Here is a 24,603-nt window from a genome sequence, read left to right as displayed (position 1 = left end):
GGCCTGCCCCCTCGGCTTCGCTCGGGGAATCGGGGTGGGTGGAATCGCGCATTGCGGAAACGCCTGGTTCAGGCGGCAAGGCGCAGAAAGGGAACCGGCTGGGTCGAGGTCAGGATGATCGGCTTGCCACCCGTCGCCTCGAAAATCTCGCCGTCGAGGATGACGTTCGAACGCTCGCCCTCGATCCGGATTTCGTCGCCTTGCTGGAAATGGACACCGTCGAGCGGCTTTTGCCCCAGCGTCCCGCGCCACGTCGCGCCGAGCATCCGGAACAGCGCCCCGACGCTGCTTTCGGTCGCGAGCAGCTTCATATGGCCGTTCGGCCCGGGGCCGTCGCCGGTGCGGATGCTGAGCAGCAATTTTTCGAGCGTCGTGACGATCAGCAGCGAGAATTTGCCCTGGAACTCGCCCTGGCGGACGAGCGACACGGTCATCGGTTCGGGCTTGGGCGGCAGGCGCCCGCCGCCGATCCCCAGGATCATCGCGAACAGGCCGAGGATCGCCGCGAGGACGTGCGACACGCCGTTCGGCAGCCCGAGCGGATAGATGCGGTGGCGGCAATAGAGCATGACGTCGGCGAGATAGGCGCCGCCGAGGAACATGCCGAGCACCGGCCGGCCCTCGTCGCGGTCGAGCGCGATGAGCTGACGCTGGACGACATGATCCTCGAGCCGGCCATCGTGGACCAGCTCGACGACGCGCTGCAGCGCCTTGATCGGATCGCCCTCGGCGCCCAGGTCGAGCGCGATCAGGTTGGTCTTGCCGTTGGGCAGCACCGCGACCGGCGGCGGCGAGCCGCCGAAATGGCCGCCCGAATAGAGCTCGGTCAGCGCCGCCTGGACGGTGCCGTCGCCGCCGTTGATCGCGACGATGCGCGGGCTGACCATCGCGATAGTGCGGATCGCCTCGCCGATCTGGTCGACATCCTCGACCTCATAATGGAAAATGTCGGGGTGCGCCGCGCAATATTCGCGCACCCGCGGCAACAGGGCCCGGTTGCCCGTCGAGCGTGGATTGGAAAGAAGCGCGACGCTCGCCATTCGTCCCTACATATATTTCATGGTGATGGTGATCGTCCGCGGCGCATTGCCGACCGCAAAGGCGGTCTTCTTGTAGCTCGGCTTGCCGAGGTTGAAGATGTTGATGCTCGGATTGTTCGACATGCCGCCGCCATCAGAGGTCAGATCGGTCTTGCCGTTGCCGTTGACGTCGTGGCGCACCGCGATGCCATAGCTGCCTGCTTCGGGAAGCGGCACGCACACGGTCATCGACCCCGCACGCACGGGCACTTCGATCCGGTTGATCCAGCGGCCCTTGGTGAGCCAGTCGGCCGCGGTCGCGCGATAGCTTTGCACGCGCACTTTGCCCGTGCCGCCTTTCAGTCCGGTGATCTGGACGAGGGTGGACGGGCCGTTTCGGCACTTCGACAGGTCGTTCGACATGACCTGCCCCTCTGCATTCGCCGCTCCCGCGACGAACAGCAAAGCCAGACAGAGGGACGTCGATACAAATTTCGACATGACGCAATAGCTCCCAGTGGTTATAGCCATGCCAGCCAGGCTGGTATGGGCCCCTGTCGCCCTTGAATCGGCATATCGGAAACATTTGCGGCCAAATCATGGTGATGGGGCGACCGAAACTTGAATAAGCTACCCGCCATCGATCGCTACATCGCGCGCCTCATCTTCTTCCCCATGCTCGGCACTCTCGTCCTCTCGGCGATGCTGCTGGTGCTCGAGAAGATGCTTCGCCTCTTCGATTTCGTCGCGACCGAGGGCGGTCCGGTCAGCGTCGTGTGGCGGATGCTCGCCAATCTGATCCCCGAATATCTCTCGCTCGGCATTCCGATCGGGCTGATGCTCGGCATCCTGCTCGCCTTTCGCCGCCTCGCGACGTCGAGCGAACTCGACGTGCTGCGCGGCGTCGGGATGAGCTTCGGGCGGCTGCTCCGCGTCCCCTATGCCTTTGCTTTCGCGCTCGCTTTGCTCAACCTCGCGATCGTCGGGTTTATCCAGCCCTATGCGCGCTATGCCTATGAAGGCTTGCAGTTCGATCTGCGCTCGGGCGCGCTCGGGGCGTCGATCAAGGTCGGCGAATTCACCAAGCTCGGCCAGCGGATGACGCTGAGGATCGAGGAAAGCTATAACGACGGCAAGTCGCTGCGCGGCATTTTCGTGCGCGGCGAGAACAAGGACGGGCAGACCGTCTCCGCGACCGCCGCGCGCGGCCAGTTCCTTGCGACCGACGATCCGAACACGATCATCCTGCGCCTGTCGCAGGGCGTGCTGATCCACGAATCGCCCAAATTCGCGGTGCCGCGCGTCCTGACCTTCGACAATCACGATCTGCCGATCCCGCTGCCGAAGATCGAGGCGTTCCGCCTGCGCGGGGGCGCCGACCGCGAACTCACGATCCCTGAACTGTTCGTCGTCGGCAAGGACAAGACCGAACCGCTGAAGACGCGGCTCGAATCGCGGGCGAATTTCCATTTCCGCATCGTCGAGGTCATGTCGATGTTCCTCGTCCCGCTGATCGCGATTGCGCTCGCCATCCCGCCCAAGCGCTCGACCTCGGCGCTCGGTGTCTTCCTGTCGATCGTGATGCTGGTGACCCAGCACAAGATCAACCAATATGCCGAGGATCTGGGGGCGCGCGGCGTCATCGACCCGCTGCTCGCGCTGTGGGTTCCCTTCCTGCTGTTCGCGGGGCTGGCAATCTGGATGTATTATACGCTCGCGCACGTTCCCGGCGGCCAGCCGATCGGCGCGCTCGAACGCGTCGCGGCCAAGGCCGGCGCGCGCATCCGCGGCCTGATCCGCATCTTCCAGCGCAAGCAACAGACGGCCTAGGACCAGATGCACCAGCTTCACTTTTTCCCGTCGCGCACGATGGCGATCTATGTCGGGCGGATGTTCCTGATCCGGTCCTTCGCGATTCTGTTCGCGCTGGTGCTGGTGCTGCAGACGCTCGACCTGCTCGGCGAAAGCGGCAAGATCCTGGCCGTCGCAGGCAACAGCGACAGCGACGTCTGGCGCTATGTCGGGATGCGGATGCCGCAGATCATCGAGACATTCCTGCCCTTTTCGGTGCTGCTCGGGACGATCCTGACGCTGATGACGCTCAATCAGAACAGCGAGGTGATCGCGATGAAGGCGGCGGGGATGTCGGCGCATCAGGTGCTCGCGCCGCTGTTCCTCGCCGCGCTGCTCGTCGCGGGGATCAGCTTCGCCTTCAACGAACGCATCGTCACCCGCGCGACCGCGACGCTCAGCGCCTGGCAGAAGGTCGAATATGCCAAGGTGCCGAAGGACAGCGGAATCCGCACCAACATCTGGGTCCGCGAGGGTAGCGACCTGATCAACGCCGCGACGGTCGAAACCGGCGGACCGGCGATCGCCTTGCGGACCGTCACCATCTATGAACGGACGCAGGGCGTGCTGTCGTCGATGCTCAAGGCCGACAGCGCGCGTCCGGTCGCGGGCGGCTGGGAACTGACCAATGCCCGGCGTTTCCTCCGCCGCTCGGGCACGCTCGAACCGCTCGGCACCGTCATCGCGATGAAGGGCGTGCGTCCCGACCAGTTCACGCTGGCGCAGGTCGACGGCGACGAACTCCCCTTCCCGCAGCTCGCCTCCGCCATCACCGACCTCGAAGCCGCGGGGCGGCCGGTCGACTCGCTGAAGGGCGTGCTGTGGCACAAGATTTCGGGGCCGCTGTCGGCGATATTGATGCCGCTGCTCGGCGCGGTCGCGGCGTTCGGCCTCGCGCGCTCGGGCAAGCTGTTCGTGCGCGCGATCCTCGGCATGGCGCTCGGCTTCGCCTATTTCGTCGCCGACAATTTCGCGCTCGCGATGGGCGACCTCGGCGCCTATTCGCCTTTCCTCGCCGCCTGGGGACCGTTCATCCTCTTCGCGCTGATCGGCGAGATGATCCTGATCCGCACCGAGGAATAGCTACCCTATAAACGGCGCCACCACCGCGTCGGTGACGCGCAGCGGCCGCCCGCTTGCCTTGTCGAGCAGCGCCCACACCGTGCGTGCGCGGACGTGCACCTTTCCGTCAGCGTCGGTGAATTCCATGAAGCGGTCGAACTTCGCGCCCTGCGGCCTGTCGGCCACCCAGGTCCGCGCCGTCACCGCCTGGCCGGGGCCGAGCGCGCGCAGATAGTCGATCTCGTGCCGCACCACGACCCAGATATAGGCGTCCTTGTGGCTCTGCGGCGCCGCGGCGTCCCAATGGCCGGTCGCGACCTGCTGGATCCACTGGACCCAGACGGCATTGTTGACGTGGCCAAGCTCGTCGATGCTTTCGGGCGTCGCGACGAATTCGTGCGTATATTCCCTCATGCCAGCTCGACGGTCGTCACCATATAGCCCGCGTCGCGCAGCGAGGCGACGAGGCTGTCGAGATGCTCGCGGTCGCGCGCCTCGCATTCGATGTCGGTGATCAGGCCCTTGGCGGGCAGCGTCGTGAAGATGCGCTGGTGATAGATTTCGATGATGTTGACCTGCTTCTCGTCGAACAGCTTCATCACCTTGAACAGCGCGCCGGGCCGGTCCTGCAGCCGGATGCGCAGGCGCGCGATGCGCCCCGAACGCGCGAGGTCGCGCAGCAGTACGTTCGCGAGCAGCCGCGTGTCGATATTGCCGCCGGTCAGCACGAGTCCGACCTTGCGCCCGGCAAACTCCTCGGGGTGCGCGAGCATCGCCGCGAGCCCCGCGGCGCCCGCGCCCTCGACCACCGTCTTCTCGATCTGGAGCAGCAGGCTCACCGCGCGTTCGAGATGGCGCTCGGCCACCAGCACGATGTCGTCGTTGAGTTCGGCGACAATCTTGCGCGTATAGGCGCCCGGTTCCTTGACCGCGATGCCCTCCGCCAGCGTGTCGCCCTCGCACGCCATGTCGACGCCATTGAGCTCGGCATACATCGACGGATAGAGCTCGGCCTGCACCCCGACGAGGCGCATGTCGTTCTTGATCCCGCGCGCCGCGGTGCCCATGCCGCTGAGCAGCCCGCCGCCGCCGATCGGCACGATCAGCGTGTCGAGTTCGGGCACGTCCTCGAGCATTTCGAGCGCCACCGTCCCCTGTCCCGCCGCGACATGCGGATGGTCGAAGGGATGGACGAAAGTCAGCCCGCGTTCCTTTTCGAGCTCGCGCGCATGGGCATAGGCGTCGTCGAACTTCTCGCCATGGAGAACGATCGTCGCGCCGTGGCTCGCAGTCTGCGACACCTTCACCTGCGGCGTCGTGCTCGGCATGACGATGGTGACCGGCACGCCGAGCCGCTTGCCGTGATAGGCAAGCCCCTGCGCGTGATTGCCCGCCGACGCCGCGATCACGCCGCGCGCCCGGGCCTCGTCGTCGAGCAGCAGCAGCGCGTTCAACGCGCCGCGTTCCTTGTACGCCGCGGTGAATTGCAGATTCTCGAACTTCAGCCACACGTCGGCGCCGACCATCTCGGACAATGTCTGCGACTTCAGCGTCGGCGTCCGCACGACCGCCCCGTTAATTCGCCCCGCCGCCGCGCGCACATCGTCCAATGTGATCGCCGGAAAATCGGCGGCGGAGGTCAGCGTGAGTTGATCGGTCATAGCGATAGGCGCCCTAGCCCATCTGGCGCACGAAGCAAACAATGCTATGGACCGGGTATGAGCGAACAGAAATTACGCGTCACTTTCATCGGCACCGGCGTCATGGGCGGGCCGATGGCGGGGCATCTCGTCAAGGCGGGGCACGCCCTCACCGTCTACAACCGCACCCGCGCCAAGGCCGACGCCTGGGTCGCCGAATATGGCGGCACGGCGGCGGCGACGCCCGCCGAGGCCGCGAAGGACGCCGATGTCGTGCTGAGCTGCGTCGGCAACGACGACGACCTCGCGCAGGTCACGCTCGGCCGCGACGGCGCCTTCAGGGCGATGCGGAAAGGCGCGCTGTTCATCGACCACACCACCGTTTCGGCGCGGATCGCCCGCCAGCTTTCGGTCGAGGCCGAGGGGCTGGGGCTGCTCAGCGTCGACGCCCCCGTCTCGGGCGGCGAGTCGGGCGCGCAGGCGGGAACGCTGTCGGCGATGTGCGGCGGCACGCAGGCGGCGTTCGACGCCGCCGAGCCGATCATGCGCGCCTATGCCGCGCGCATCACCCACATCGGCGGCCCCGGCGCGGGGCAGACGACCAAGATGGTCAACCAGATCGCGATCGCGGGGGTGCTTCAGGGCCTCTCCGAAGCGGTCCGCTTCGCGCAGGCGTCGAAACTCGACACCGACAAGGTGTTCGAGGCGGTGTCGGGCGGCGCCGCGGCGAGCTGGCAGATGCTCAACCGCTGGGGCACGATGGCGAAGGACGAGTTCGATTTCGGCTTCGCGGTCGACTGGATGCGCAAGGATCTGGGCCTCGCGCTCGACGAAGCGCGGGTAAACGGCGCGACGCTTCCCGTGGCGAGCCTCGTCGATCAATTCTATGCCGACGTGCAGCGGGCCGGCGGCGGGCGCAAGGATACGAGTTCGCTCGTGACGAGGCTGCCGAAGTGAGTGGGGAACACACCCATCCCCTCCCGCTTGCGGGAGGGGCAGCGAAACTTGGTCCGGCGCAGCCGGGCCTAGTTGCAGCGGGGAGGGCCAGCCGCCCGCGCAATCGGCCCTCCCCGCTGCGACTAGCGAGCAAGCTCGCAAGTCTCGCCGCCCCTCCCGCAAGCGGGAGGGGATTGCTGGTTCTCGCGGCTTTGGCCCTCGCCGCGCCCGCGCATGCCGATACGCTCGTCGATAACGTCAACGGCATCACCCTCGACAAGGATGGCAAGGTCGTGCGCTTCACCGGCCTGCTCGTCGGCACCGACGGCAAGGTCAAGCAACTCCTCGACCGCAAGGACAAGCGCCCCGAACGCCCCGATTTCAAGGAGGACGGCAAGGGCCGCACCCTCATCCCCGGGCTGATCGACGCGCACGGCCACGTCATGGGGCTCGGCTTCTCGCTGATGTTGCTCGATCTTTCCGACACGACCAGCCTCGCCGAAGCGCAGGCGGCGATCCGCAAATATGCCGCCGACAATCCCGAGATGCCGTGGATCATCGGGTCGGGCTGGAACCAGGAGAAATGGGGGCTCGGCCGCTTCCCGACCGCCGCCGACCTCGACGCGGCGGTCCCCGACCGCCCGGTGTGGCTCGAACGCGTCGACGGTCACGCCGGCTGGGCGAACACGGCGGCGATGAACGCCGCGAAGATCAGCGCGACGACCAAGGCGCCCGAGGGCGGCCGGATCGAAATGGCGGGCGGCAAGCCGAGCGGAATCTTCGTCGATGCCGCGGTCGCGCTCGTCGATGCCGCCAAGCCCAAGCCGCTCGCGCGCGACCTCGATCGCGCCTTCCTGCTCGCGCAGCAAAAACTGCTGTCGCAGGGAATCACCGGCATCGCCGACATGGGGACGACGATCCAGGACTGGCAGGCCTATCGCCGCGCCGGCGACAAGAAGCAGCTCGCGATCCGCATCCTGAGCTATGGCCGCGATGTCGATAATATGGCGCTGATCGCGGGCGGCGAGCCGACCCCCTGGCTTTATGACGACAAGCTGCGCATGGTCGGGGTGAAACTCTATCTCGACGGCGCGCTCGGCTCGCGCGGCGCGTGGCTGAAGGCGCCCTACAGCGACGCGCCGGGGCAGAAGGGCCTGCCCCTGCTGACCCCCGCGCAGCTTCGCAACAAGATGGTGCGCGCCTCGATGGACAAGTTCCAGGTCGCGATCCACGCGATCGGCGACGCCGCCAATGCCGAAGCGCTCGATGCGATCGCCGACCTCTCGCGCGACCTGCCGGGCGAGCGCCGCTGGCGGATCGAACATGCGCAGATCGTCGACCCCGCCGACATCGCGCGCTTTGCCGAGATGAAGGTCATCGCCTCAATGCAGCCGATCCACCAGCCGTCCGACCGGCTGATGGCCGAGGCGCGGCTCGGCCCCGATCGACTGAAGGGCGCCTACGCCTGGCGCAGCATGGAAAAAGCGGGGGTCCGCCTTGCCTTCGGGTCCGACGTGCCGGTCGAAAGCTCGAACCCCTTCCCCGGCATCGCCGCCGCCATCTCGCGCACCGGCGCCGACGGCCAGCCGGTCGGCGGCTGGCATCCCGAGGAGACCGTGAGCCGCGAGACCGCACTCGACGGCTTCACCCGCACCGCGGCTTTCGCCGCCTTCGCCGAGGACCGACTCGGCACGCTGATGCCCGGAATGCGCGCCGATTTCGTGATCCTCGCCGACGACCCGCTGCTCGCCAGCCCCGACGACATCCGCAAGATGACCCCGCTCGAAACCTGGATCGGCGGCTATCGCTATTACAAGAAGGGCGCCGCCGACGCCGGCCGGTGAGGAAAGGCAGAATGCAATATCCCCCGATTCCCCGAGCGAAGCCGAGGGGCTATGCCGAGCGAAGTCGAGGCCGCGACGGTGCAGCTTCTCGCTCCGCTCGAACAAGCCCCTCGGCTTCGCTCGGGGAATCGGGGGTGGAGGATTGCCCGTCATGAGCAATCCGTCGCGCCGCGCCATCCTTGCCGGATTCGCCGCGCTGCCCATCGCGACCGCGGCTGCCGCGACCGAACGCAAGGAACGCAAGTCGAAAAAGCGCAAGCCCGCGCGACCCAGGGTTCAGCATGTCGACGTCGCCGTCGTCGGCGCGGGTGCGATCGGCGCTTGGACCGCGTGGCACCTCGTCCGCGCGGGGCTCAGCGTCCGGCTGTTCGACGCCTATGGCGCCGGCAACGGCCGCGCCGCGTCGAACCTGCCGTCGATGATGCTCGATCCGGTGCAGGGCGGCGATGCGCTCTACGCGGCGCTGGTCGACGACAGCCGCGACGCGTGGGAGCGCCTGTCCGACAGCGCGAGCCTGCCGATCCTGACCCCGTGCGAGGCGGTGACCGCGCTCGCCGCGAGCGATGCCGTCGCCGATCCGCGCGGCGCCGACCGCACCACCGGCGAGCGGCTGCGGAGCCGCTTCACCCAGATCGCCTGGCATCCCGAGGAAGCGGTGTTGCACGCCACTAAAGGCGCGATGATCGCGGGTCGCCGCGGGGTGCTCGAAACGATTCTCGACGCGCAGATCGAATGCGAGGACATCGTGATGCCCGCGCCGCTGCGCGACAAGAAACAGGGTCTCTACCTGCTCCCCGACGGCGGCACCGCGCAGAACCTCGTCTATGCGACCGGCGCCTGGCTGACCGAACTATTCCCGCAGATATTGACGCCCGCGCGCCTGTCGGCGGTGCGCCAGCAGGTCTTCCACTTCGGCCCCGGTCAGGGCGATACGCAGTTCCGTCCGCCCGCGATGCCCGCCTTCGTCGACCGCGCCTATGGTTTCAATCTGCTCCCCGACATCGAGGGGGTTGGGGTGCGCGTCTGGAAAAGCGCGCCCGACGCGAGCGTCGACCCCGACAGCTTCGACCGCCGCGCCGACATCGATGCGGGAGCGCGCGCGCTTGCCGACGCGCGCCAGTGGATCGCCGCGCGCCTGCCGCGCCTCACCGATGCGCCGGTCGTCGCCAGCGCGGCGGCGCACGACTGCCGCACATCGACCGGCGACCTGTTGCTCGACCGCCTGCCCGGACAGGACCGCGTCTGGGTCGTCGGCGGCGCCGCGGGCCGCGCTTTCGCGCTCGCCCCCGCGATCGGCGCGCGCGTAGCCGCACACGTCCAGGACGCCGCGCGGCCGATCGAGCCGCGCTGGGCGCTGGCACGGCTGACGGGTGGTGGGACGCCTTAACCCTTCCCGTTCGCCCTGAGCTTGTCGAAGGGCCGTATTTTCCTTCATAGGTGACAAAGAAGGACTGTCCTTCGACAAGCTCAGGACGAACGGGGGAATGGGGTGCGCCTGACCGACTGCCACAATATCGACGATTTCCGCGCGCTGGCGAAGCGCCGCCTGCCCTGGCCGGTGTTCGACTATATCGACGGCGCCGCCGACGATGAGGTCACCCGCCGCCGCAACCGCGACGCCTTCGACCAATGCGACCTCATCCCGCGCGTCCTTGCCGGGGTCGAGAATGTCGACATGAAGACGACGCTGTTCGGGCGCGAGATCGCGATGCCGCTCTTTCTCTCGCCGACCGCGCTCCAGCGCCTCTTCCACTGGCAGGGCGAGCGTGCGGTGCTACGCGCCGCGGCGAACGCGGGCACCGTCGCCGGCATCTCCAGCCTCGCGACGATCGGCCTCGCCGAAGCGGGCGCGCTGACCGACGGCCCGAAACTCTTCCAGCTCTACGTCCACCACGACGAAGGGCTCAACAAGGCGATGCTCGACGCGGCGCGCGACGCCAAATTCGATGCCGTCGCGCTCACCGTCGACACGATCGTTGGCGGCAACCGCGAGCGCTGCCTGCGCTCGGGCTTCACCTCACCGCCGCGCTTCACGCCAAGCAACATGCTGAGCTATGCGATCAAGCCCGGCTGGGGCCTGAACTACGTTTGCCGCGAGAAATTCAGCCTCCCCAACCTCGCGACGCACGTCTCCGAGGGCTCGAGCGTGCCGAAGTCCGTCGCCGAATATTTCACCACGATGCTCGACCAGAGCCTCGACTGGAAGCGCGCCGAGGCGATCCGCAAGCAATGGGACGGCCCCTTCTGCCTGAAAGGCATCGTCGCGGTCGAGGATGCGAAGCGCGCGGCCGATATCGGCGCGACCGCGATCATGGTGTCGAACCACGGCGGCCGCCAGCTCGACGGCAGCCGCGCACCCTTCGACGCGCTCGCGGAGATCGTCGATGCGGTCGGCGACCGGCTGGAAGTGATCTGCGACGGCGGCATCACCCGCGGCACCCATGTGCTCAAAGCGCTGTCGGTCGGCGCGAAGGCCTGTTCGGGCGGGCGCCTCTATCTCTATGCGCTCGCCGCGGCGGGCGAGGACGGCGTCGGCCGCGCGGTCGGCCTGCTGCGCGCCGAAATCGAGCGCGGCATGAAGCTGATGGGCGCGAAAAGCCTCGCCGATCTGTCGCGCGGCAATCTGCGCTGGCGCTGACCGTTCGCCGCGCGGCGCTTGCCAAGCCTCGCGGGGCTGCTATCGCTGCCGGCAGGAAAAACGGGGACAGGGCCGAGGCCGGGGCAGCGATGACGACAGAAGCGAGCGACGCGCCGCCCGAGCGCCCCTACGACATCTTCATCAGCTACAGCCGCGCCGACGCCGACAAGGCGATGCGGCTGCGCGACCTGCTGCTCGCGCGCGGCCATCATATCTTCTTCGATGCCGAGGGGATCGACGCCGGCGCCGAATTTCCCGACGTCATCGACCGCGCGGTCAAGGGCGCGAAGGTCGTGCTCGGCTGCTGGACCCCCGCCGCGATCCAGCGCCGCTGGGTCCGCATCGAAAGCCGCATCGGCCTCGACCGCGGTTCGCTCGTCGCGATCGGGCTCGAAAAAATGGACCCCGAGGCGTTGCCGGCCGAATTCTACAACGTCAACGTCCTCGACCTGTCGGGCTTCGACGGCGGCAGCGAAGCGCATCCCGCGTGGCAGCGCGTTCCCGCCGCCATCGACCGCCGCCTCGGCCGCGAGGGCGCCGCGGCGCCCCGCCCGGCCGCGACGGTTCGTCCCCCTACCCCACACCGACGCTTTTCGCCGCTCGCACTCGGCGGCGCCGCGCTTCTGGCAGTCGCCATCATCGGCGGAGGCGGTTGGTATTATGCCGCGAGCGCGGGCGCTTTCGACAAGGCGGCGGTCGAAGCAAGCCTCGACCGGTCGGTCGATACCGCCGCCCCGGTCATCGCCAATGCCGTCGACAGCGCGCTCCGCGACACCGAGGGGTCGACCAACGGCAAGATCTTCTGGGGCCTCGCGCAGCTCATCGCGGTCGAGACTGCGCCCAGCGAGAGCGAACTCGCGCGCTTCGATGCCGACGTCGCGAAATTCTTCGGCGACCCCTGCCACTGTGTGCCCGTCGAGGGCGCGCCCTTCACCATCGTCTCGCTCTGGACGCTCAAGGCCTATGGCGCGGTCAAGCGGCCGCCGCCCGCGATGGTGGTGGAATCGCTGCTCGCGGCGCAGAATGGCGAAGGCTGGTGGTCGAGCGCGATGGACGCCGCCAACCGGCCCGACAATGCCGCCGCCTATGTCACCGCCTTCGCGGTCATCGCGCTGCGCGAGCTCGACCCGGCGCTGACCGGCGACCCGGCGCTCCGCGCCAAGGTGCGCGCGGCGCGCGAGCGCGCGGTCGAATGGCTGAAGCGGCGGCGACCCAAGACCGGCGTGAACTGGGCCGACTATCCCGACAACAGCCTGCGCACCGAAGCTTCCTCGATCTCGGCGATGGCGACGGTCGCGCTGCTCCCCGAGGTAAGCAAGGCCGAGGCAAAGGACATCGCGGCGGGCTTCGTCGCGGGGATCGACAAGCTGTCGCCGATCGACAGCAATTTCTCGGCCGACATCATGGTCACCCGCGCGAATGGCGAGACCTATGTCGACACCTATCGCCATGTACCGGCGGGCTGGGAAATCCGCGCGCTCGCCGAAAGCTATCCGCTGCTGGACGGCGACGCCGCGGCGAAGGCGGGACGCCTGCTCGACCAGGCGAAGGCAATCAGCCTGTCGGACCCGCAGCTCGCGCGGCAGGACTGGATGCTCGCCGAACAATATATGGGATTCCGCGGCGCGCGCGATGCGCTGGCCGCTCCCGCCGCCGCGAAACCCTAGCGCTGGTTGGGAAGGGGGCGGCTTCCCCCCGGATGCCGCCCCGGCCCGGCGTCAGAAAGACGCGCCGAGCGAAAAGATCACCGCTCCGTCGGCCCCGATCGCGCTCTTGTAGCCAAGCGCTTTCGGTTCGTCGGTGTTCACATAGCTGATGCCGAAGGTGAGCATCTTGTAGGAAGCGGTCGCGCCGACCGACCAGTCGAAAACCTTGCCGTCGAAACCGCCGGGGAACGCATCGCTCCACGCCTGTCCGGCATGGGCGTTCAGCGCGAACGGCGTATCGGGAATTTGGGCGGCCAGTTCGCCGTGCAGATAAAAGGCCGACGATTTCGCCCCGATCGGACGGCTCGGATCCTGGGTGTTGCCAAGCGCCGACTGCTTCCATGCATAGTTGACGCCGACCTTGGCGTTCACCGGGCCGACATCGGTCGACAGGTTCAGATAGGGTTCGAAGAAATCGGCACCCGACCCTCCATGCTGAGGGTAAAGATAGTAAAGCAGGCCGCCGTCGACCGTCACGCCGCCGACATCCTTGCTATAGCCGGCAAAGAGATCGACTTCGGTATTGCCCGCAAAACTGACGCTCGATGCCCAGGTGCCGGCGTAAAGCCCGCTCTCATGGGTAACGGTGATTCCGCCCTGGATCGCGGGGTCCTCGCTGCTCTGGCTGAAACCGCGGAAACGATAATCCGAGACCAGGGTCACGCTGCCGGTGATCGTGATCGGTTCGGAGGCCGCTTCTTCCTGAGCGTGAGCCGCGGCGGGCATCAGGGAAACGGCGAAGAGCATGCCGAGGCATGCGCGGGAGAGATTTTTCATGGACTGATCCCTTGAAGGTTGTCGGATCGTCCCTGCCTGCCGCGCGACCGCCAGCCTCTTTTTCGGGCCGGTCACATCTCGCGTGCCCGATGTGTCGTCGAATTTGCTGCGTCGCACAAACGAAAAATGCACCGCCTGCGCGAAATCGGCATCATCGTGCGACTTTTATGCAACAGGAGATTGCGCAAATGCCCCGGCGGTTGAAATTTTGATACGGCGAACGGCTTGGATTTCGGGGAAAAAATCTGCGCATTCCCGCGAAGGCGGGAGGACGGCTTTCGTCCAAACGCCGCCCATTAAAAAGGGGACGGCCTTCCCCCGAAAGCCGCCCCCCTCGAGCGCGTGGTCGCTGACCTGCCGGGGGCTTAGAAAGCCACGCCCAGCGTGAAGACCACGGTCGGATCGTAAAGCGTGTCGTCGGCCTTGACGCCGGTTTTCTTGATGTCCGTATCGATATAGGCGACCGACAGCGTCGCGGGCCCGGCGCTGTAGGACGCGCCGATCGACCAGTCGAAATAATTGCCGTCGGCCGCCGCGGTGCCCAGCGACCCGTCGGTATAGCCGAGCCCGGCATTCAGCGTGACCGGCGTGTTCGGAATCCCGAAGCCGAGGCCGAGGTTCAGATAGAGGTTGTCTTCGCTTCCCAGCGATTTCTGGCTGGGGGCATAAGCGACGAGCCCGGTCGCCGAAAGCGGGCCGATATCGTGCGACAGCGAGCCGATGAACTCGACATAGTCGGCGGGCCCCGCACCGTTATGGTGCCCCGGATAGGCATAATAAGTGGTGTTGAGGTCGATCGTCGTTCCCGGCGCGACCTCGGTCGAAAAGCCCGCGATCAGATCGAGCTCGAACTTGCCGTAGAGCGGGCTGTTCGGAAGCCCCGATCCCCATGTGCCGACATAGAAGCCGCTGTCGTGGGTCAGCGTCAGGCTGGGCTGGATCTCGACCTTCTCGTTCGACAGCGAAATGCCGCGATAGCGATAGTCGGACACGATATCGACGCCGCCCGACAGGGTGAACGGACCGCCCTTGTTTTCGTCATCCTGCCCAAAGGCCGGAGCCGACATCGCCGATACCGCGAGCAGCATGCCGAAACAGGCTTTGCCGAGAAACTTCATGGGTTGATCCCCCTCGTTGATGGCAACCGGATCGTCCCGCCTGCCCTGCACGTCCATGCCTCTGACCGGGCCTGATACCACGAACGGGCCGGAAATTGCCGATGTTGTTGCATCGCACAAATGAAAATTGCGTGTAAGTCGCGATTGAAGGACGGCCTGTGTCTTTCGCGCAACAGCCATTCGCTTCACGCTTGGCTTTGCCAAGTCGGCCCCGGAAGGCTAAAGAGCGCCCGGTTTCTTCCTTGGTATCGAGCCTGAATCGATGAGCGATCACAATCCTGGCCTGCGCCCCTGGCGCGACATCGCGCGGCGGACCAGCCGCCAGATCATGGTGGGCACCGTCCCCGTCGGCGGCGGCGCGCCGATCACGGTCCAGACGATGACGAACACGCCGACCGCCGATCCGGTGGCGACGATCGACCAGATCCGCCGCTGCGAGGATGCGGGCGCCGACCTGATCCGCGTCTCCTGCCCCGATACCGACAGCACCGCGGCGCTTGGGGCCATCGTCCGCGCCGCGCGCATTCCGATCATCGCCGACATCCATTTCCACTACAAGCGCGCGCTCGAAGCCGCCGACGCCGGCGCCGCGTGCCTGCGCATCAACCCGGGCAACATCGGCTCGTCGGAGCGCGTCGGCGAGGTGGTGCGCGCCGCCAAGGCGAACGGCTGCGCGATCCGCATCGGCGTCAACGCGGGGAGCCTCGAAAAGGATCTGCTCGAAAAATATGGCGAGCCCTGCCCCGAGGCGCTCGTCGAAAGCGCGCTCGATCATATCAAGCTGCTCCAGGATCATGATTTCCACGACTATAAGGTCGCGGTGAAGGCGAGCGACGTCTTCCTCGCCGTCGCTTCCTACATGCAGCTCGCCGACGCGGTCGACTGCCCGCTCCACCTCGGCATCACCGAGGCGGGCGGGCTGATCGGCGGCACCGTCAAGTCGGCGCTCGGCATCGGCAACCTGCTCTGGGCCGGGATCGGCGACACGATCCGCGTCTCGCTCTCGGCCGAACCCGAAGAGGAAGTCCGCGTCGGCTACGAGATATTGAAGACGCTCGGCCTGCGCACCCGCGGCGTCCGGGTGGTCTCCTGCCCGAGCTGCGCGCGCCAGGGCTTCGACGTCATCCGCACCGTCCAGGCGCTCGAGGATGCGCTCCAGCACATCAAGACCCCGATGTCGCTCTCGGTCCTCGGCTGCGTCGTCAACGGCCCCGGCGAGGCGCGCGAGACCGATATCGGCATCACCGGCGGCGGCAACGGCAAGCATATGGTCTATCTCTCGGGCGTCACCGACCATCATGTCGAGGACGCCGACATGATCGCGCATATCGTCAGGCTGGTCGAAGCCAAGGCGGCCGAGATCGACGCCGGCAGCGCGGTGAGCATGGACACGCTCCACGGCAAGGCGGCCTAGGAACCGACAGACCCCGACACGGTTCGGGGTTGGAAGCGGATTCCCCATCTTCTTGCCATTCCCGCGAAAGCGGGGACGCCGCTGCGACCCAGGTTGCGTCGAAACGCATCGCGGGTTTCCCCGGCATCGGACACCTCGTCGCGCGCCAAGCGCGCGCGAAAGAGGCGCGACGGGCACACGATCATGACGGGTCCAGGCGGAAGCGCATTGCACCAATGGAATATTGCCGTCCCCTCCCCGCATTCGCCGCCTCCCACCGGCTGCGACTGCGCCCGTCGGCAAAACAAGTACGCCCGCACCTATTGTCGGGACCTTCGCCATACCCCCTGCAATCCTTTAAATTCCCGGCAAAATGACGGTCTCCCGGCGCGCCGCATATCCCCATTTGTAGGGTAATCGCCGGAAGGCTAACGCTAGGAGGATGACGCAGCGTGAGTCGACAGACCAGGAGGTTCCGGCAACGGCCGACTATGCCCTCGATTGGCTGAGCGATCCCGAACGCCTGCTCGCGAAGGCGCGAGCCGAACCCGATGCCCTCGAAGCCTATTTCCATGCGCTCGATGCGTCGAACGACTTCCGCACCACCTCGCTCTTCGACGGCGATGCGCTGACCCTGGCGATCGCCGACACCGGCTCATGCAGACTTCTGGATCCCCCGGGAGTCGAAGCGTCCGACGTCGCATATGAGATCGACTGGGACGCGGTGCGAGCGGTCCAACGGCAAGGTGGCATGAAGCTCGTCGAAGGAGAAGTCGACAGCGGCGACTCGTCCGTCATCGTCTATGTCGCGGCGCATGAAGCGTCCTATTGGGAACTGCCCGGAGCCATCGCCCAGGCCCTGAACGAGAACCCCGCCGAGAGAGCCTTGGTCATCGCCGCGCCGGCCATCCCCGAGCGGCCCTTGCGAAGAGCCTGCCGCTCATTCGGAATGAGCGGCCTCGAGACGCGCATCATCGAGGCAAGCTTGCGCGAGGGGAATATCCGAAGGGCCGCCACGGCGATCGGGATCAGCTATACGACGGCGCGCGCGGCCATCTCGTCAGCGCTCGCAAAGAGCGGCGCACGGCGAATCCCCGGATTGCTGTATCGATTGTCGCTCCTCGCCTTCGGCGTCTTTCCGGCGGGCGATACGGCGCCGGCAATTCTTGTCGACCGTTGGGGCCTGAAACCCAGACAGGCGCAAATCGCCATGCTGCTGGCACAGGGAATGACCCGGGCCGAGACGGCACGGGCCCTCAGCCTCTCCGAAGCCTCGGTCAAGAAGCAGACCGACATCGTCTTTCAGACCCTTGGCGTGTCGAGCGCGGCGGAAATGGCCCGCTCGATCAGTATCGCCACCGTGGCGCAGGCTCTCGTAAGCGCCAGCCACGGGCGCATGAGCTGGCTCGACAGCAACGCCGAGCCGCTTCGCATCCTTCATTCCGAAGATGGCCGGCGTATTGCCATCTCGGAATATGGTCACCCGAAGGGACACCCGCTGGTGATCCTTCACAGCAGCATGACGACACGCCACCCGCCGCGGCATTTGGTGGCGAAGCTCGTGGACGAAGGCTTTCGCGTTCTTGCGATCGACCGGCCGGGCTTCGGGTTGACCGATCCATCACCCGCCCCTGCGGGAGGCAGCGATGCCGACCCCTTCGCGGCAGCGGCGCATGATATGGCGACGGTGTTTGACAGGTTGCGGATCGCGCGAGCGGATATCATCGGTCGCGGCGGCGCGCAGGCAGCAGTCGCGTTCGCCGGCCTTTACCCCGAACGGTGCGGCAAGGTCGTCCTCGTCAATCCCGATCCGATCTCCGCCCGCGACGAACGCCGCTGGGGAGTGCTCGGCTCGTTCAAGGAAGCCTATCGGCAGAGGCCCGGATTGATCCTCCCCGCGGCGCGTTTGATAGCGCGCGCGATGACGCGCGATTATCTCGGCAAGGCGCTGCAAAAGGCCATGCGGGGGAGTCCGCCCGACGAGGCCGCGCTCAAAGACGAGCAGGTGATCGACGATTATTATCGCGCTGTCCGGATGCTCGCGACGGGCAGGCTCGAAGGCTATGTACGCGAGCAGATCTATTTCGCGCGGGGCAAAACCGTCGATTATCCGGTGAGCGGCGCCGGCTGGTCGGTGTTGATCGGCGCCCATGACACATTGTCCGATCCCGCCTCGGTCCGATCCTATTGGAAAGAGATTCTGCCACAAGCCGAATTTGAAACCTTGCCGGAACACGGGCGCCTCCTGGCCTATGCCGACCCGGGACTGATCGTCCGCCGATTGACGGCGTAGCGCATCGCGCCGAGCGGCATCGCCACTCCCTTGAGAGACGTTCAGCGCCCGCTTTCGCCGGTCCCCTCGCCCGGTCCATTGTCTGATTTCAGGCGCTGATCCGTCATTCGCCTTGCATCATCGTCTTTCCTTCGCAAAGCTTCGTATCCGGGCAGGTCGGTTGGAAACCAAATATGCAGAGCAATGACCGCGACCGCCTTTTGAGCGACGTCTATGACGAACTACGTGTCGCTGCCGCCCGGCTGCTGCGGCGCGACGCGCCGTCGCTGACCCTGCAACCAACCGATCTGGTCAACGAAGCCGCGCTGCGTATCGTGCGACTGGACGAGATGAGCTGGAATGACCGCCAGCATTTCTTTGCAACCGGCGCGCGAATTCTGCGCCAGGCGATGATCGATGCTGTCCGCAGCCGCAAGCGCGCCAAGCGTCAGGCTCCGGCCGTTTTCCTGATCGATAACGACGGCCCGGGCGGGGTCGATGCCGAACTGCTCGACGCGGCGCTGACGAAGCTCGAGGGCGTCTCACCCGATCTTGCCCATCTCGTCGAGATGCGTTTTTTCGTCGGACTCACGCCTGCCGAGATCGCGCAGGTCACCGGCGCGTCGGAATCGACCATCAAGCGGCGCTGGAAAACCGCGCGGCTATGGCTGGCCTCCGAACTACGCGGCGACGACGCGATGGACTAGAAGCCCAGAGTCAATTGCAGGCAGCGTCGGCGGCCGCATCCAGACGGGGAATTTCAACCCTGGCGTCGCGCTCGGCCAATTCTCCGCCTTGTTGCATCCCGCGCAACAGGGCCTGTCCGCGGCGGGCGGCGGCGCAGGCGCCCGGTGCATGCCCGGCGGCGCGTAGCAGGTCGGCATGGTTGGCCAATGCCACCGCGACGTCGCGCTGGCGCGTCGGATCATTCGGTGCCACGGCGAGCCGCGCATCGCGCATCGCCAGCCCGCGTGACGAGATGGCCGCCGCTTCTTCGCGCCGACCCAGCTCAGACAACAAAAGCGATTCCTCGCCATAGAGGATGACAAGTCGCATCTCGATCGCGGCGTCGGGGCCGAAGGCAAGGGCGCGCCGCATCGCTTCGCTGCCCTTGCGGGCTTCGGCGAGGGCCTCGGCAGAGGAACCACCGGTTTCGGCGATCGTCGAGGACAGGTTGAAAGCCGCTTCGCCCAGCTTGTCGGTCCACAGTAACGACGGGCGGCGCGCGAGTTCGGCGCTTATGATCGCCTTTGCTTCGCGATAGGGCGCCAAGGCGCCGCGCTTGTCGCCCGCATAATATGTGGCGTCACCCATCCGCGCCAGCAAAGTGACTTCGAGGAGCGCCGCTTCGCGTTGCAGTTCCGGCCCGATTTTCATCGCGCGCAGCTTGACGAGCGCGCTGCGCAGGATCGGCACGGCCGCCGCTGCCTGATCTGCGTTGATCAGATCGACGCCATGATTGCGTTCCGCCGTTACCGCGCCGAGCAGCGCGCCCGGCCGTCCCGGTTCCGCCGCGAGAGCCGCTGCGAAAAAGCGTTCTGCCCGCGTCGCCTGCGCGCTGCTGGCGCTGTCGGCCGCCATGGTCCAGAGTGCCAGTGCGACCCGGCCGCGTTCTTCCAGAATCGCTGCATTTCCCGGACGCTGGCGATCGAGTTCGGCGAGCAGCGCCTCCGCCCTGGCAAGCGAGCGCCGCGCCGCGTCGGGGCGACCAAGGCTCGAGGTGCCCGACAGGCCCTGCAGGCTGGCGAGGCGCCGATAGCCTTGCGCTGTATCGAACCGCAGGTCTTCAGGCGCATCCGGTACCGCCGACAGCCGCGCAAGATAATGCGCGGCCTCCTCGGCCAGGCGTGCGCGCGCTGCGACCGTGCCCGGCGCGTCGTCGAGCCTGTCGCTGAGTTCGGTGAGCATGAATTTGGCGATACCGCGCACATCGTCGAAACGCGCGTCGGCCTCGGCCCGTGCGCGCTCGGCGCGGACATATTGGATGGTCGAAAAGGTCGCGACGCCCAGCAGCAGCAGCCCGGCGATGCCGGCCAGCGCCAGTCCCTTGCGATGGCGCCGGATGAAACGACCCGCAAGGTAACGCCACGCGGCATCGCCGCGCGCCTTGACCGGCACCCAGCTGCGATGGCGGCGGACATCGGCGAGCAATTCGGTCACGTCGGGGTAGCGGTCCGCGGGGTCTTCGGCGAGCGCGCGGCCCGCGATCGCGGCGAGATCGCCGTCCAGTTGACCAACCGGAAGCCGCGTGCCGGGCACATAGGTCCTATCGGGCGATGGGATCGCGCGGTCGAGCATGCCGAGCATCAGCACCCCCAGGCTGAAGATGTCGCTGGCAATCGTCGGCGCGAGCCCGACCCCGCGTTCGGGCGCGGCATAGCCCTTGGTCAGCGGATAGGGATCGCCCTCTTCCTCGACATCGAGCGCCACGATCAGTCGCGCGATCCCGAAATCGAGCAGGTGGACGCGGCCGTCCGCGGTCATCAGGACGTTCGACGGCTTGAGGTCGGCATGGATGACGAGGTTGCGGTGGGCGTGCGCGAGCGCCTCGCCCACTGCCTCGAACGCATCGAGCCGCGCGCCCTGCGAAGCCTGCAGCCGGTCGAGCGCGCGCGTGACCGGTTCCCCGTCGATATAATCCATCGCCAGCCAGGGGCGATTGTCGACCTGTCCGCCATCCAATATGCGCACGATTCCGGGATGGCGCAGCCGGGCGAGGATACGCCGTTCCTCGGCAAAGCGCGCTTTCGCGCGCTCGCTAGCCAGATCACCGCGGATCAGCTTGATCGCCACCGTCTGCTGGAACACGCCGTCGTCGCGCTCGGCCTTCACCACCGCGCCCATGCCGCCGCGCGCGATCTCGCCTGTGACCCGATAGGGGCCGATGCGGCCCGGAATCGCGTCCACCACCGATAGCGGCTGGACGAAACTCTCGGTTGGCGTCAGCCGGAACACCGCATCGTCCAGCGCCAACAATTGCTCGACGCGGGCACGCAGACCGGCATCGGCGCCGCACCGTTCGGCGATCAGGGCCGTCCGCAAATCGGGGGCGTCGAGACCGAGCGCTTCCTCAACGATCAACAGGGCGCGCGTGTCATCGGCCATCGCTGTTTGCTATCCTCATCGCCCCGAAAAGCGAACCCTGTTGATTGCGCCGATCCGCCGCCCGCATCGTTCGACCGTCACCAGGACAGGGTGAAGCCGATGGCGCCCGCGTGCGACGTATAGCCTCCGCCAAAACGGCCATCATAGCCGAGGAAGAAGCTGGCTTTGCTTGACACCGGAATCCGCGCTCGCGCGCCGAGCAGGGCGGTGTCAGGTTCGCTGGCGGCGGTCATAACAAGCAAGCGGGTCGGCGCGAGCGCGAAAGCGACGGGAGTGCTCCTTTCGCGGCCGTCGAGGACCGCGAGATAGCGCGCCGAGGCGGAGAGGTCGATCCCGCCCCAGTGCCGCGAAACTTCCAGCCCGACCGACGCGCGGGTGCGGTTGGCGTGTTGCCTGGCGACCTGCAGGCCAAGCATGTCGCTTTCGGTAAAGCCGTCGGTGCGGACCGAGACAAGATCAATCCCCGCCACCGGACGCAACGTCCATTCGCCAGCCTTGAAGGCATAGCCAAGATCGAGGGCGACCCCCGCGACGCGCACGTCATAGTTGGCGGCCGAGTTGCCAATGATCGTCCGCAGCGTTTCGGCCTTGCCCGTGCCATAGCTGGCCGACAACGCGGCGGTGAAGGCGCCGCCGTCGAAACGCAGCGCTGCCCCGCCCTCGGTCAGCGTCACATCGCCAGTCTCGGTCGCGCCGGGAACGTCGATATCGAGATTGCCGTGATCGACACCGGCCGCCAGCGACCATTGCGGTGCGAGCGCGAGGTTGAACCCGGCGGCAAAGCCGGTCGCATCGCGCCGACCGCCCTGCCGAACGCGAAAGCCATAGACCTCGCCCCAGCCCGCATTGGCCGCCATCGGCCCGGCGAGCCGCCCGAGCAGCCGCCCGCCAAGGTCGAACAGCCCCGATTGCACCTCGGCATGGATAGTGCCGACCCCGACGACCTGGCCGTTGAGCTCATAGGTCTCGCGCAGCGTGTCGGTGATCGTGTCGGTGCGGGTTTCGTTGATGGTATAGACGGTATCGGTGATGGTGTTGAAGTTTTCGTCTGCGTCGACCAGGTCGACCGATGTGCCGCCGGTCGTGCAAGTCGGCCGCGTGGTGGACGGCAGCGACGATATATTGCACGTCGACAACGCGCCGGTCAGGATGGTGTCGGGACCGAAAGTCGTCACCCCCGTCGTCGTCACGACACCCGGCCCGGCAAGCGAGTAGGTCGAGGCACCCGTGATTGTCGTGCTGGTCGTCGTCGAAGCGATGCGAACCGGGTCGCCGACAATCACCCCCGGCCCTCCCGCAGCCGTGATCGCCGCGCGCGCCGCCGTCACGCCGCTCTGTACCAACGGATCGGCAAAGGCAGCAGCAAAAGTCTGATCATAGAGCGACGTGCCGCCCAGAAGCCGCCCGATGATCTGGGTCGAATAGGCTGCCGTGCGGTTGGTGATCACCGTTGCCGGGTTGAACACCAGACTTTCGCGCGATGAAAAACTGAAGGTCTGACCAGGGTTCGCGGCGATTATGTCGAGAAACACATTGTTGGCATCGTACCGCAGGCTGATCGATGCATTTTCGGGTGTCGTCGTCAGCGGGCTGAACGTCCCCGACCGCCCCCCCGCCGCCGTGAGCAGCGTGTAGGTTCCGGCGGTGAAGGTGCCGCCGGTGGCAAAGGTCGCCAGGCTGCCTGCGAGACTCGCCGTGCCCGTCACATTGATCCGGTCGGCGGCATTATTGCCGACATCAACGCGATAGACGCTGCCCGCGGCCAGCACCAGATTGCCGTCGATCGTCAGCGTGTCGATCATGCCGTCATGGGCGTTCATCGTGCCGCTGCTGGTCAGTGATCCGGCAAAGGTCGAATTGCCGCCGCCGCTGTTCCACGTCCCGCTGTTGGTGAACAAGGATCCGACGACCGCCGAACCCGTCACATCGACGCGGCCGGTCATCGTGCCGCTGTTGATCAGCGTGAAGGCGGTTCCGGCGGGCGTCCCGGCGACGGCCACCGCACCGCTGAGCGTGCCAAAGTTCCGGATATCGACAGCGCCGGTTGCCCCCGCGCTTTGAAAGACCTGAATGCCCGTCTGATCGCCTCCGACCCTGGCGCCCGCACGGATGGCGACGCTGGCATTGCCATTGGCCGGCTGCAGCAGGATGCCGGTGCCTGTGGCGGCGATGGCGCCGGACAGGTCGGCCACCAGCGAACCGGTGCCCGTCGGTGTGAACCAGAGGCCGGCCCGGACGGCTCCGGTCGTTCCGGTCTGATTGATCGTCGTGCCGGCCGCAGTGGTGAAGCGGCTCTGGCCGGTAATGGCGTTGAGGATGACGCCGACATTCGCGACGCTGATCGCTGCGCCGCTGGTCAGCGTCACATTGGCGCCGGCTTCGCGACTGAAGGCGGTCAGGCCCGCGCCAGCCGAATAGCTGTTGGTCACCCGCGCATCGGTGATGATGGTGAGCGCCGACGACGCGCCATGTCCGGGCCCGGCCGTCAGGGACACGGAAATGCCGCCGTTCACGACCGTTCCGCCGGCCATGGTCAGGTTGATGCTGTCGGAAGCCTGGATGTCGAGCGCGCCGACACCATTGTCCCGCCGTGTCGCGGTGATCGTGCCGCCCGCAAACCATGCATCGAGGCTGCTATTCTCCGCGACCAGCCTTAAGCCCCCTTCACCGGTGAACGTTCCGCCGAGCGGAGCGGTCTGCGATCCGACGGTGACGCTGTTACCCAGGCCCGACGCATTGATGACGAGGGCCGTGGACCCGACGAAATTTCCCGTGGCGTTCGCTGTGCCGTTGGTGGTGACGCTGCCGTTACCCGAATAGTGGATCGAGCCGCTGTTGGTACCGATGTTGAGGCCGTCGCTTTCGGAAGGATCATCCCAGCCAACCGTATGGCTGATCGTGCCGTTGTTGACGACATCGATCGGCCGCAGCGTCGTGGCGGCGGGCTGGCTGCCGCTATACAGGTACAATCCCCACCCGTTGATCGTCACGCCGCTGTTCACGGTCAGATTGAGCGGGGCCTCGATCGCCTGATAATTTGCCGAAGTCGACGGATTATTGCCGTTCCGGTTGATGCCGGAATTGGTGATGGTGTTGCCGCAGTTGATCGTCACCATGCCGTCGCCCGCCGTCGTCGTCGCACACTCCGCCCATGCGGCGGTCGGCACCATCAGCGCCCACGCCGCCACGCCCAGCCGAAGCCTTGAAATCCGCGCCATCGTCGTTCCCCCCATTCCGCCTAT

18 protein-coding genes are annotated in these 24,603 nt (G+C 66.7%); 10 read left to right on the top strand and 8 right to left on the bottom strand.

From position 1 onward, the window contains the following. Positions 1 to 68: 68 nt before the first annotated feature. The gene (locus ACVENA_RS20875; RefSeq protein WP_449326901.1) at positions 69 to 1,040 is read right to left on the bottom strand and encodes a diacylglycerol/lipid kinase family protein; all 972 of its coding nucleotides are present in this window, start codon (positions 1,038 to 1,040) and stop codon (positions 69 to 71) included. A 6-nt stretch (positions 1,041 to 1,046) separates the two neighbouring features. Further along, positions 1,047 to 1,520, bottom strand: coding sequence for a DUF2141 domain-containing protein (locus tag ACVENA_RS20870; protein WP_449326900.1), 474 nt, complete (start codon positions 1,518 to 1,520; stop codon positions 1,047 to 1,049). A 174-nt stretch (positions 1,521 to 1,694) separates the two neighbouring features. Here ACVENA_RS20870 and lptF point away from each other — a divergent pair, with 174 nt between their 5' ends. Next, positions 1,695 to 2,849, top strand: coding sequence for an LPS export ABC transporter permease LptF (gene lptF / locus ACVENA_RS20865; protein ID WP_449328976.1), 1,155 nt, complete (start codon positions 1,695 to 1,697; stop codon positions 2,847 to 2,849). Positions 2,850 to 2,855: 6 nt separating this feature from the next. Further along, a complete protein-coding gene (gene lptG, locus ACVENA_RS20860; protein WP_449326899.1) occupies positions 2,856 to 3,953 on the top strand; it encodes an LPS export ABC transporter permease LptG in 1,098 nt (365 codons plus the stop codon). Here the strand turns inward: lptG and ACVENA_RS20855 are convergent, their stop codons facing one another. Beyond that, on the bottom strand, positions 3,954 to 4,346 hold the full coding sequence (locus ACVENA_RS20855; protein ID WP_449326898.1) for an acyl-CoA thioesterase: 393 nt from the start codon (positions 4,344 to 4,346) through the stop codon (positions 3,954 to 3,956). Further along, on the bottom strand, positions 4,343 to 5,593 hold the full coding sequence (locus ACVENA_RS20850; RefSeq protein ID WP_449326897.1) for a threonine ammonia-lyase: 1,251 nt from the start codon (positions 5,591 to 5,593) through the stop codon (positions 4,343 to 4,345). The genes ACVENA_RS20855 and ACVENA_RS20850 overlap by 4 nt, the downstream gene beginning before the upstream one ends. Before the next feature lie 57 nt (positions 5,594 to 5,650). On the opposite strand from ACVENA_RS20850, the gene ACVENA_RS20845 reads away from it, so the two are divergent. From ACVENA_RS20845 to ACVENA_RS20825, 5 genes are all read left to right on the top strand, one after another. Then, entirely contained in the window at positions 5,651 to 6,529 is an 879-nt protein-coding gene (locus ACVENA_RS20845; protein WP_449326896.1) for an NAD(P)-dependent oxidoreductase, read from the top strand. Positions 6,530 to 6,720: 191 nt separating this feature from the next. After that, positions 6,721 to 8,352, top strand: a complete 1,632-nt coding sequence (locus tag ACVENA_RS20840; protein ID WP_449326895.1) for an amidohydrolase — start codon at positions 6,721 to 6,723, stop codon at positions 8,350 to 8,352. A 151-nt stretch (positions 8,353 to 8,503) separates the two neighbouring features. Then, positions 8,504 to 9,739: an NAD(P)/FAD-dependent oxidoreductase gene (locus ACVENA_RS20835; RefSeq protein ID WP_449326894.1), complete on the top strand. Its 1,236-nt coding sequence runs from the start codon at positions 8,504 to 8,506 to the stop codon at positions 9,737 to 9,739. Between the two features lie 102 nt (positions 9,740 to 9,841). Further along, positions 9,842 to 10,990: an alpha-hydroxy acid oxidase gene (locus ACVENA_RS20830; protein ID WP_449326893.1), complete on the top strand. Its 1,149-nt coding sequence runs from the start codon at positions 9,842 to 9,844 to the stop codon at positions 10,988 to 10,990. Positions 10,991 to 11,079: 89 nt separating this feature from the next. After that, on the top strand, positions 11,080 to 12,657 hold the full coding sequence (locus ACVENA_RS20825; protein WP_449326892.1) for a toll/interleukin-1 receptor domain-containing protein: 1,578 nt from the start codon (positions 11,080 to 11,082) through the stop codon (positions 12,655 to 12,657). Between the two features lie 51 nt (positions 12,658 to 12,708). Here the strand turns inward: ACVENA_RS20825 and ACVENA_RS20820 are convergent, their stop codons facing one another. Both ACVENA_RS20820 and ACVENA_RS20815 read right to left on the bottom strand, forming a co-directional pair. After that, on the bottom strand, positions 12,709 to 13,473 hold the full coding sequence (locus ACVENA_RS20820) for a TorF family putative porin (RefSeq protein ID WP_449326891.1): 765 nt from the start codon (positions 13,471 to 13,473) through the stop codon (positions 12,709 to 12,711). Positions 13,474 to 13,838: 365 nt separating this feature from the next. Further along, positions 13,839 to 14,591 carry a TorF family putative porin gene (locus tag ACVENA_RS20815; protein ID WP_449326890.1) on the bottom strand — a complete coding sequence of 251 codons (753 nt, stop codon included), beginning with the start codon at positions 14,589 to 14,591 and terminating at the stop codon, positions 13,839 to 13,841. A 262-nt stretch (positions 14,592 to 14,853) separates the two neighbouring features. Here ACVENA_RS20815 and ispG point away from each other — a divergent pair, with 262 nt between their 5' ends. From ispG to ACVENA_RS20800, 3 genes are all read left to right on the top strand, one after another. Further along, complete coding sequence (ispG, locus tag ACVENA_RS20810; protein WP_257546606.1) at positions 14,854 to 16,005, top strand: flavodoxin-dependent (E)-4-hydroxy-3-methylbut-2-enyl-diphosphate synthase; 1,152 nt, start codon at positions 14,854 to 14,856, stop codon at positions 16,003 to 16,005. A gap of 421 nt (positions 16,006 to 16,426) precedes the next feature. Beyond that, a complete protein-coding gene (locus ACVENA_RS20805; RefSeq protein ID WP_449326889.1) occupies positions 16,427 to 18,277 on the top strand; it encodes an alpha/beta fold hydrolase in 1,851 nt (616 codons plus the stop codon). Between the two features lie 173 nt (positions 18,278 to 18,450). Further along, complete coding sequence (locus tag ACVENA_RS20800; protein WP_449326888.1) at positions 18,451 to 18,963, top strand: ECF-type sigma factor; 513 nt, start codon at positions 18,451 to 18,453, stop codon at positions 18,961 to 18,963. Between the two features lie 10 nt (positions 18,964 to 18,973). On the opposite strand, the gene ACVENA_RS20795 is transcribed toward ACVENA_RS20800, so the two are convergent. Both ACVENA_RS20795 and ACVENA_RS20790 read right to left on the bottom strand, forming a co-directional pair. Further along, on the bottom strand, positions 18,974 to 21,361 hold the full coding sequence (locus tag ACVENA_RS20795) for a protein kinase domain-containing protein (RefSeq protein ID WP_449326887.1): 2,388 nt from the start codon (positions 21,359 to 21,361) through the stop codon (positions 18,974 to 18,976). A gap of 77 nt (positions 21,362 to 21,438) precedes the next feature. Further along, positions 21,439 to 24,579 (bottom strand): autotransporter outer membrane beta-barrel domain-containing protein, encoded by a 3,141-nt coding sequence (locus ACVENA_RS20790; protein WP_449326886.1) that lies wholly within the window; start codon positions 24,577 to 24,579, stop codon positions 21,439 to 21,441. Positions 24,580 to 24,603: the final 24 nt, after the last annotated feature.

It is taken from the genome of Sphingopyxis sp. 550A (assembly GCF_053569535.1).
Note: the sequence above shows the minus strand (reverse complement) of the source record. Positions and strands in the feature narration are given on the sequence as shown.

Excerpts from the sequence above, each read along its gene's own strand:
- ACVENA_RS20875 (WP_449326901.1), bottom strand. The coding sequence starts at position 1,040 with ATGGCGAGCGTCGCGCTTCTTTCCAATCCACGCTCGACGGGCAACCGG.
- ACVENA_RS20870 (WP_449326900.1), bottom strand. The coding sequence starts at position 1,520 with ATGTCGAAATTTGTATCGACGTCCCTCTGTCTGGCTTTGCTGTTCGTC.
- lptF (WP_449328976.1), top strand. The coding sequence starts at position 1,695 with ATGCTCGGCACTCTCGTCCTCTCGGCGATGCTGCTGGTGCTCGAGAAG.
- lptG (WP_449326899.1), top strand. The coding sequence starts at position 2,856 with ATGCACCAGCTTCACTTTTTCCCGTCGCGCACGATGGCGATCTATGTC.
- ACVENA_RS20855 (WP_449326898.1), bottom strand. The coding sequence starts at position 4,346 with ATGAGGGAATATACGCACGAATTCGTCGCGACGCCCGAAAGCATCGAC.
- ACVENA_RS20850 (WP_449326897.1), bottom strand. The coding sequence starts at position 5,593 with ATGACCGATCAACTCACGCTGACCTCCGCCGCCGATTTTCCGGCGATC.
- ACVENA_RS20845 (WP_449326896.1), top strand. The coding sequence starts at position 5,651 with ATGAGCGAACAGAAATTACGCGTCACTTTCATCGGCACCGGCGTCATG.
- ACVENA_RS20835 (WP_449326894.1), top strand. The coding sequence starts at position 8,504 with ATGAGCAATCCGTCGCGCCGCGCCATCCTTGCCGGATTCGCCGCGCTG.
- ACVENA_RS20825 (WP_449326892.1), top strand. The coding sequence starts at position 11,080 with ATGACGACAGAAGCGAGCGACGCGCCGCCCGAGCGCCCCTACGACATC.
- ACVENA_RS20820 (WP_449326891.1), bottom strand. The coding sequence starts at position 13,473 with ATGAAAAATCTCTCCCGCGCATGCCTCGGCATGCTCTTCGCCGTTTCC.
- ACVENA_RS20815 (WP_449326890.1), bottom strand. The coding sequence starts at position 14,591 with ATGAAGTTTCTCGGCAAAGCCTGTTTCGGCATGCTGCTCGCGGTATCG.
- ispG (WP_257546606.1), top strand. The coding sequence starts at position 14,854 with ATGAGCGATCACAATCCTGGCCTGCGCCCCTGGCGCGACATCGCGCGG.
- ACVENA_RS20805 (WP_449326889.1), top strand. The coding sequence starts at position 16,427 with ATGACGCAGCGTGAGTCGACAGACCAGGAGGTTCCGGCAACGGCCGAC.
- ACVENA_RS20800 (WP_449326888.1), top strand. The coding sequence starts at position 18,451 with ATGCAGAGCAATGACCGCGACCGCCTTTTGAGCGACGTCTATGACGAA.
- ACVENA_RS20795 (WP_449326887.1), bottom strand. The coding sequence starts at position 21,361 with ATGGCCGATGACACGCGCGCCCTGTTGATCGTTGAGGAAGCGCTCGGT.
- ACVENA_RS20790 (WP_449326886.1), bottom strand. The coding sequence starts at position 24,579 with ATGGCGCGGATTTCAAGGCTTCGGCTGGGCGTGGCGGCGTGGGCGCTG.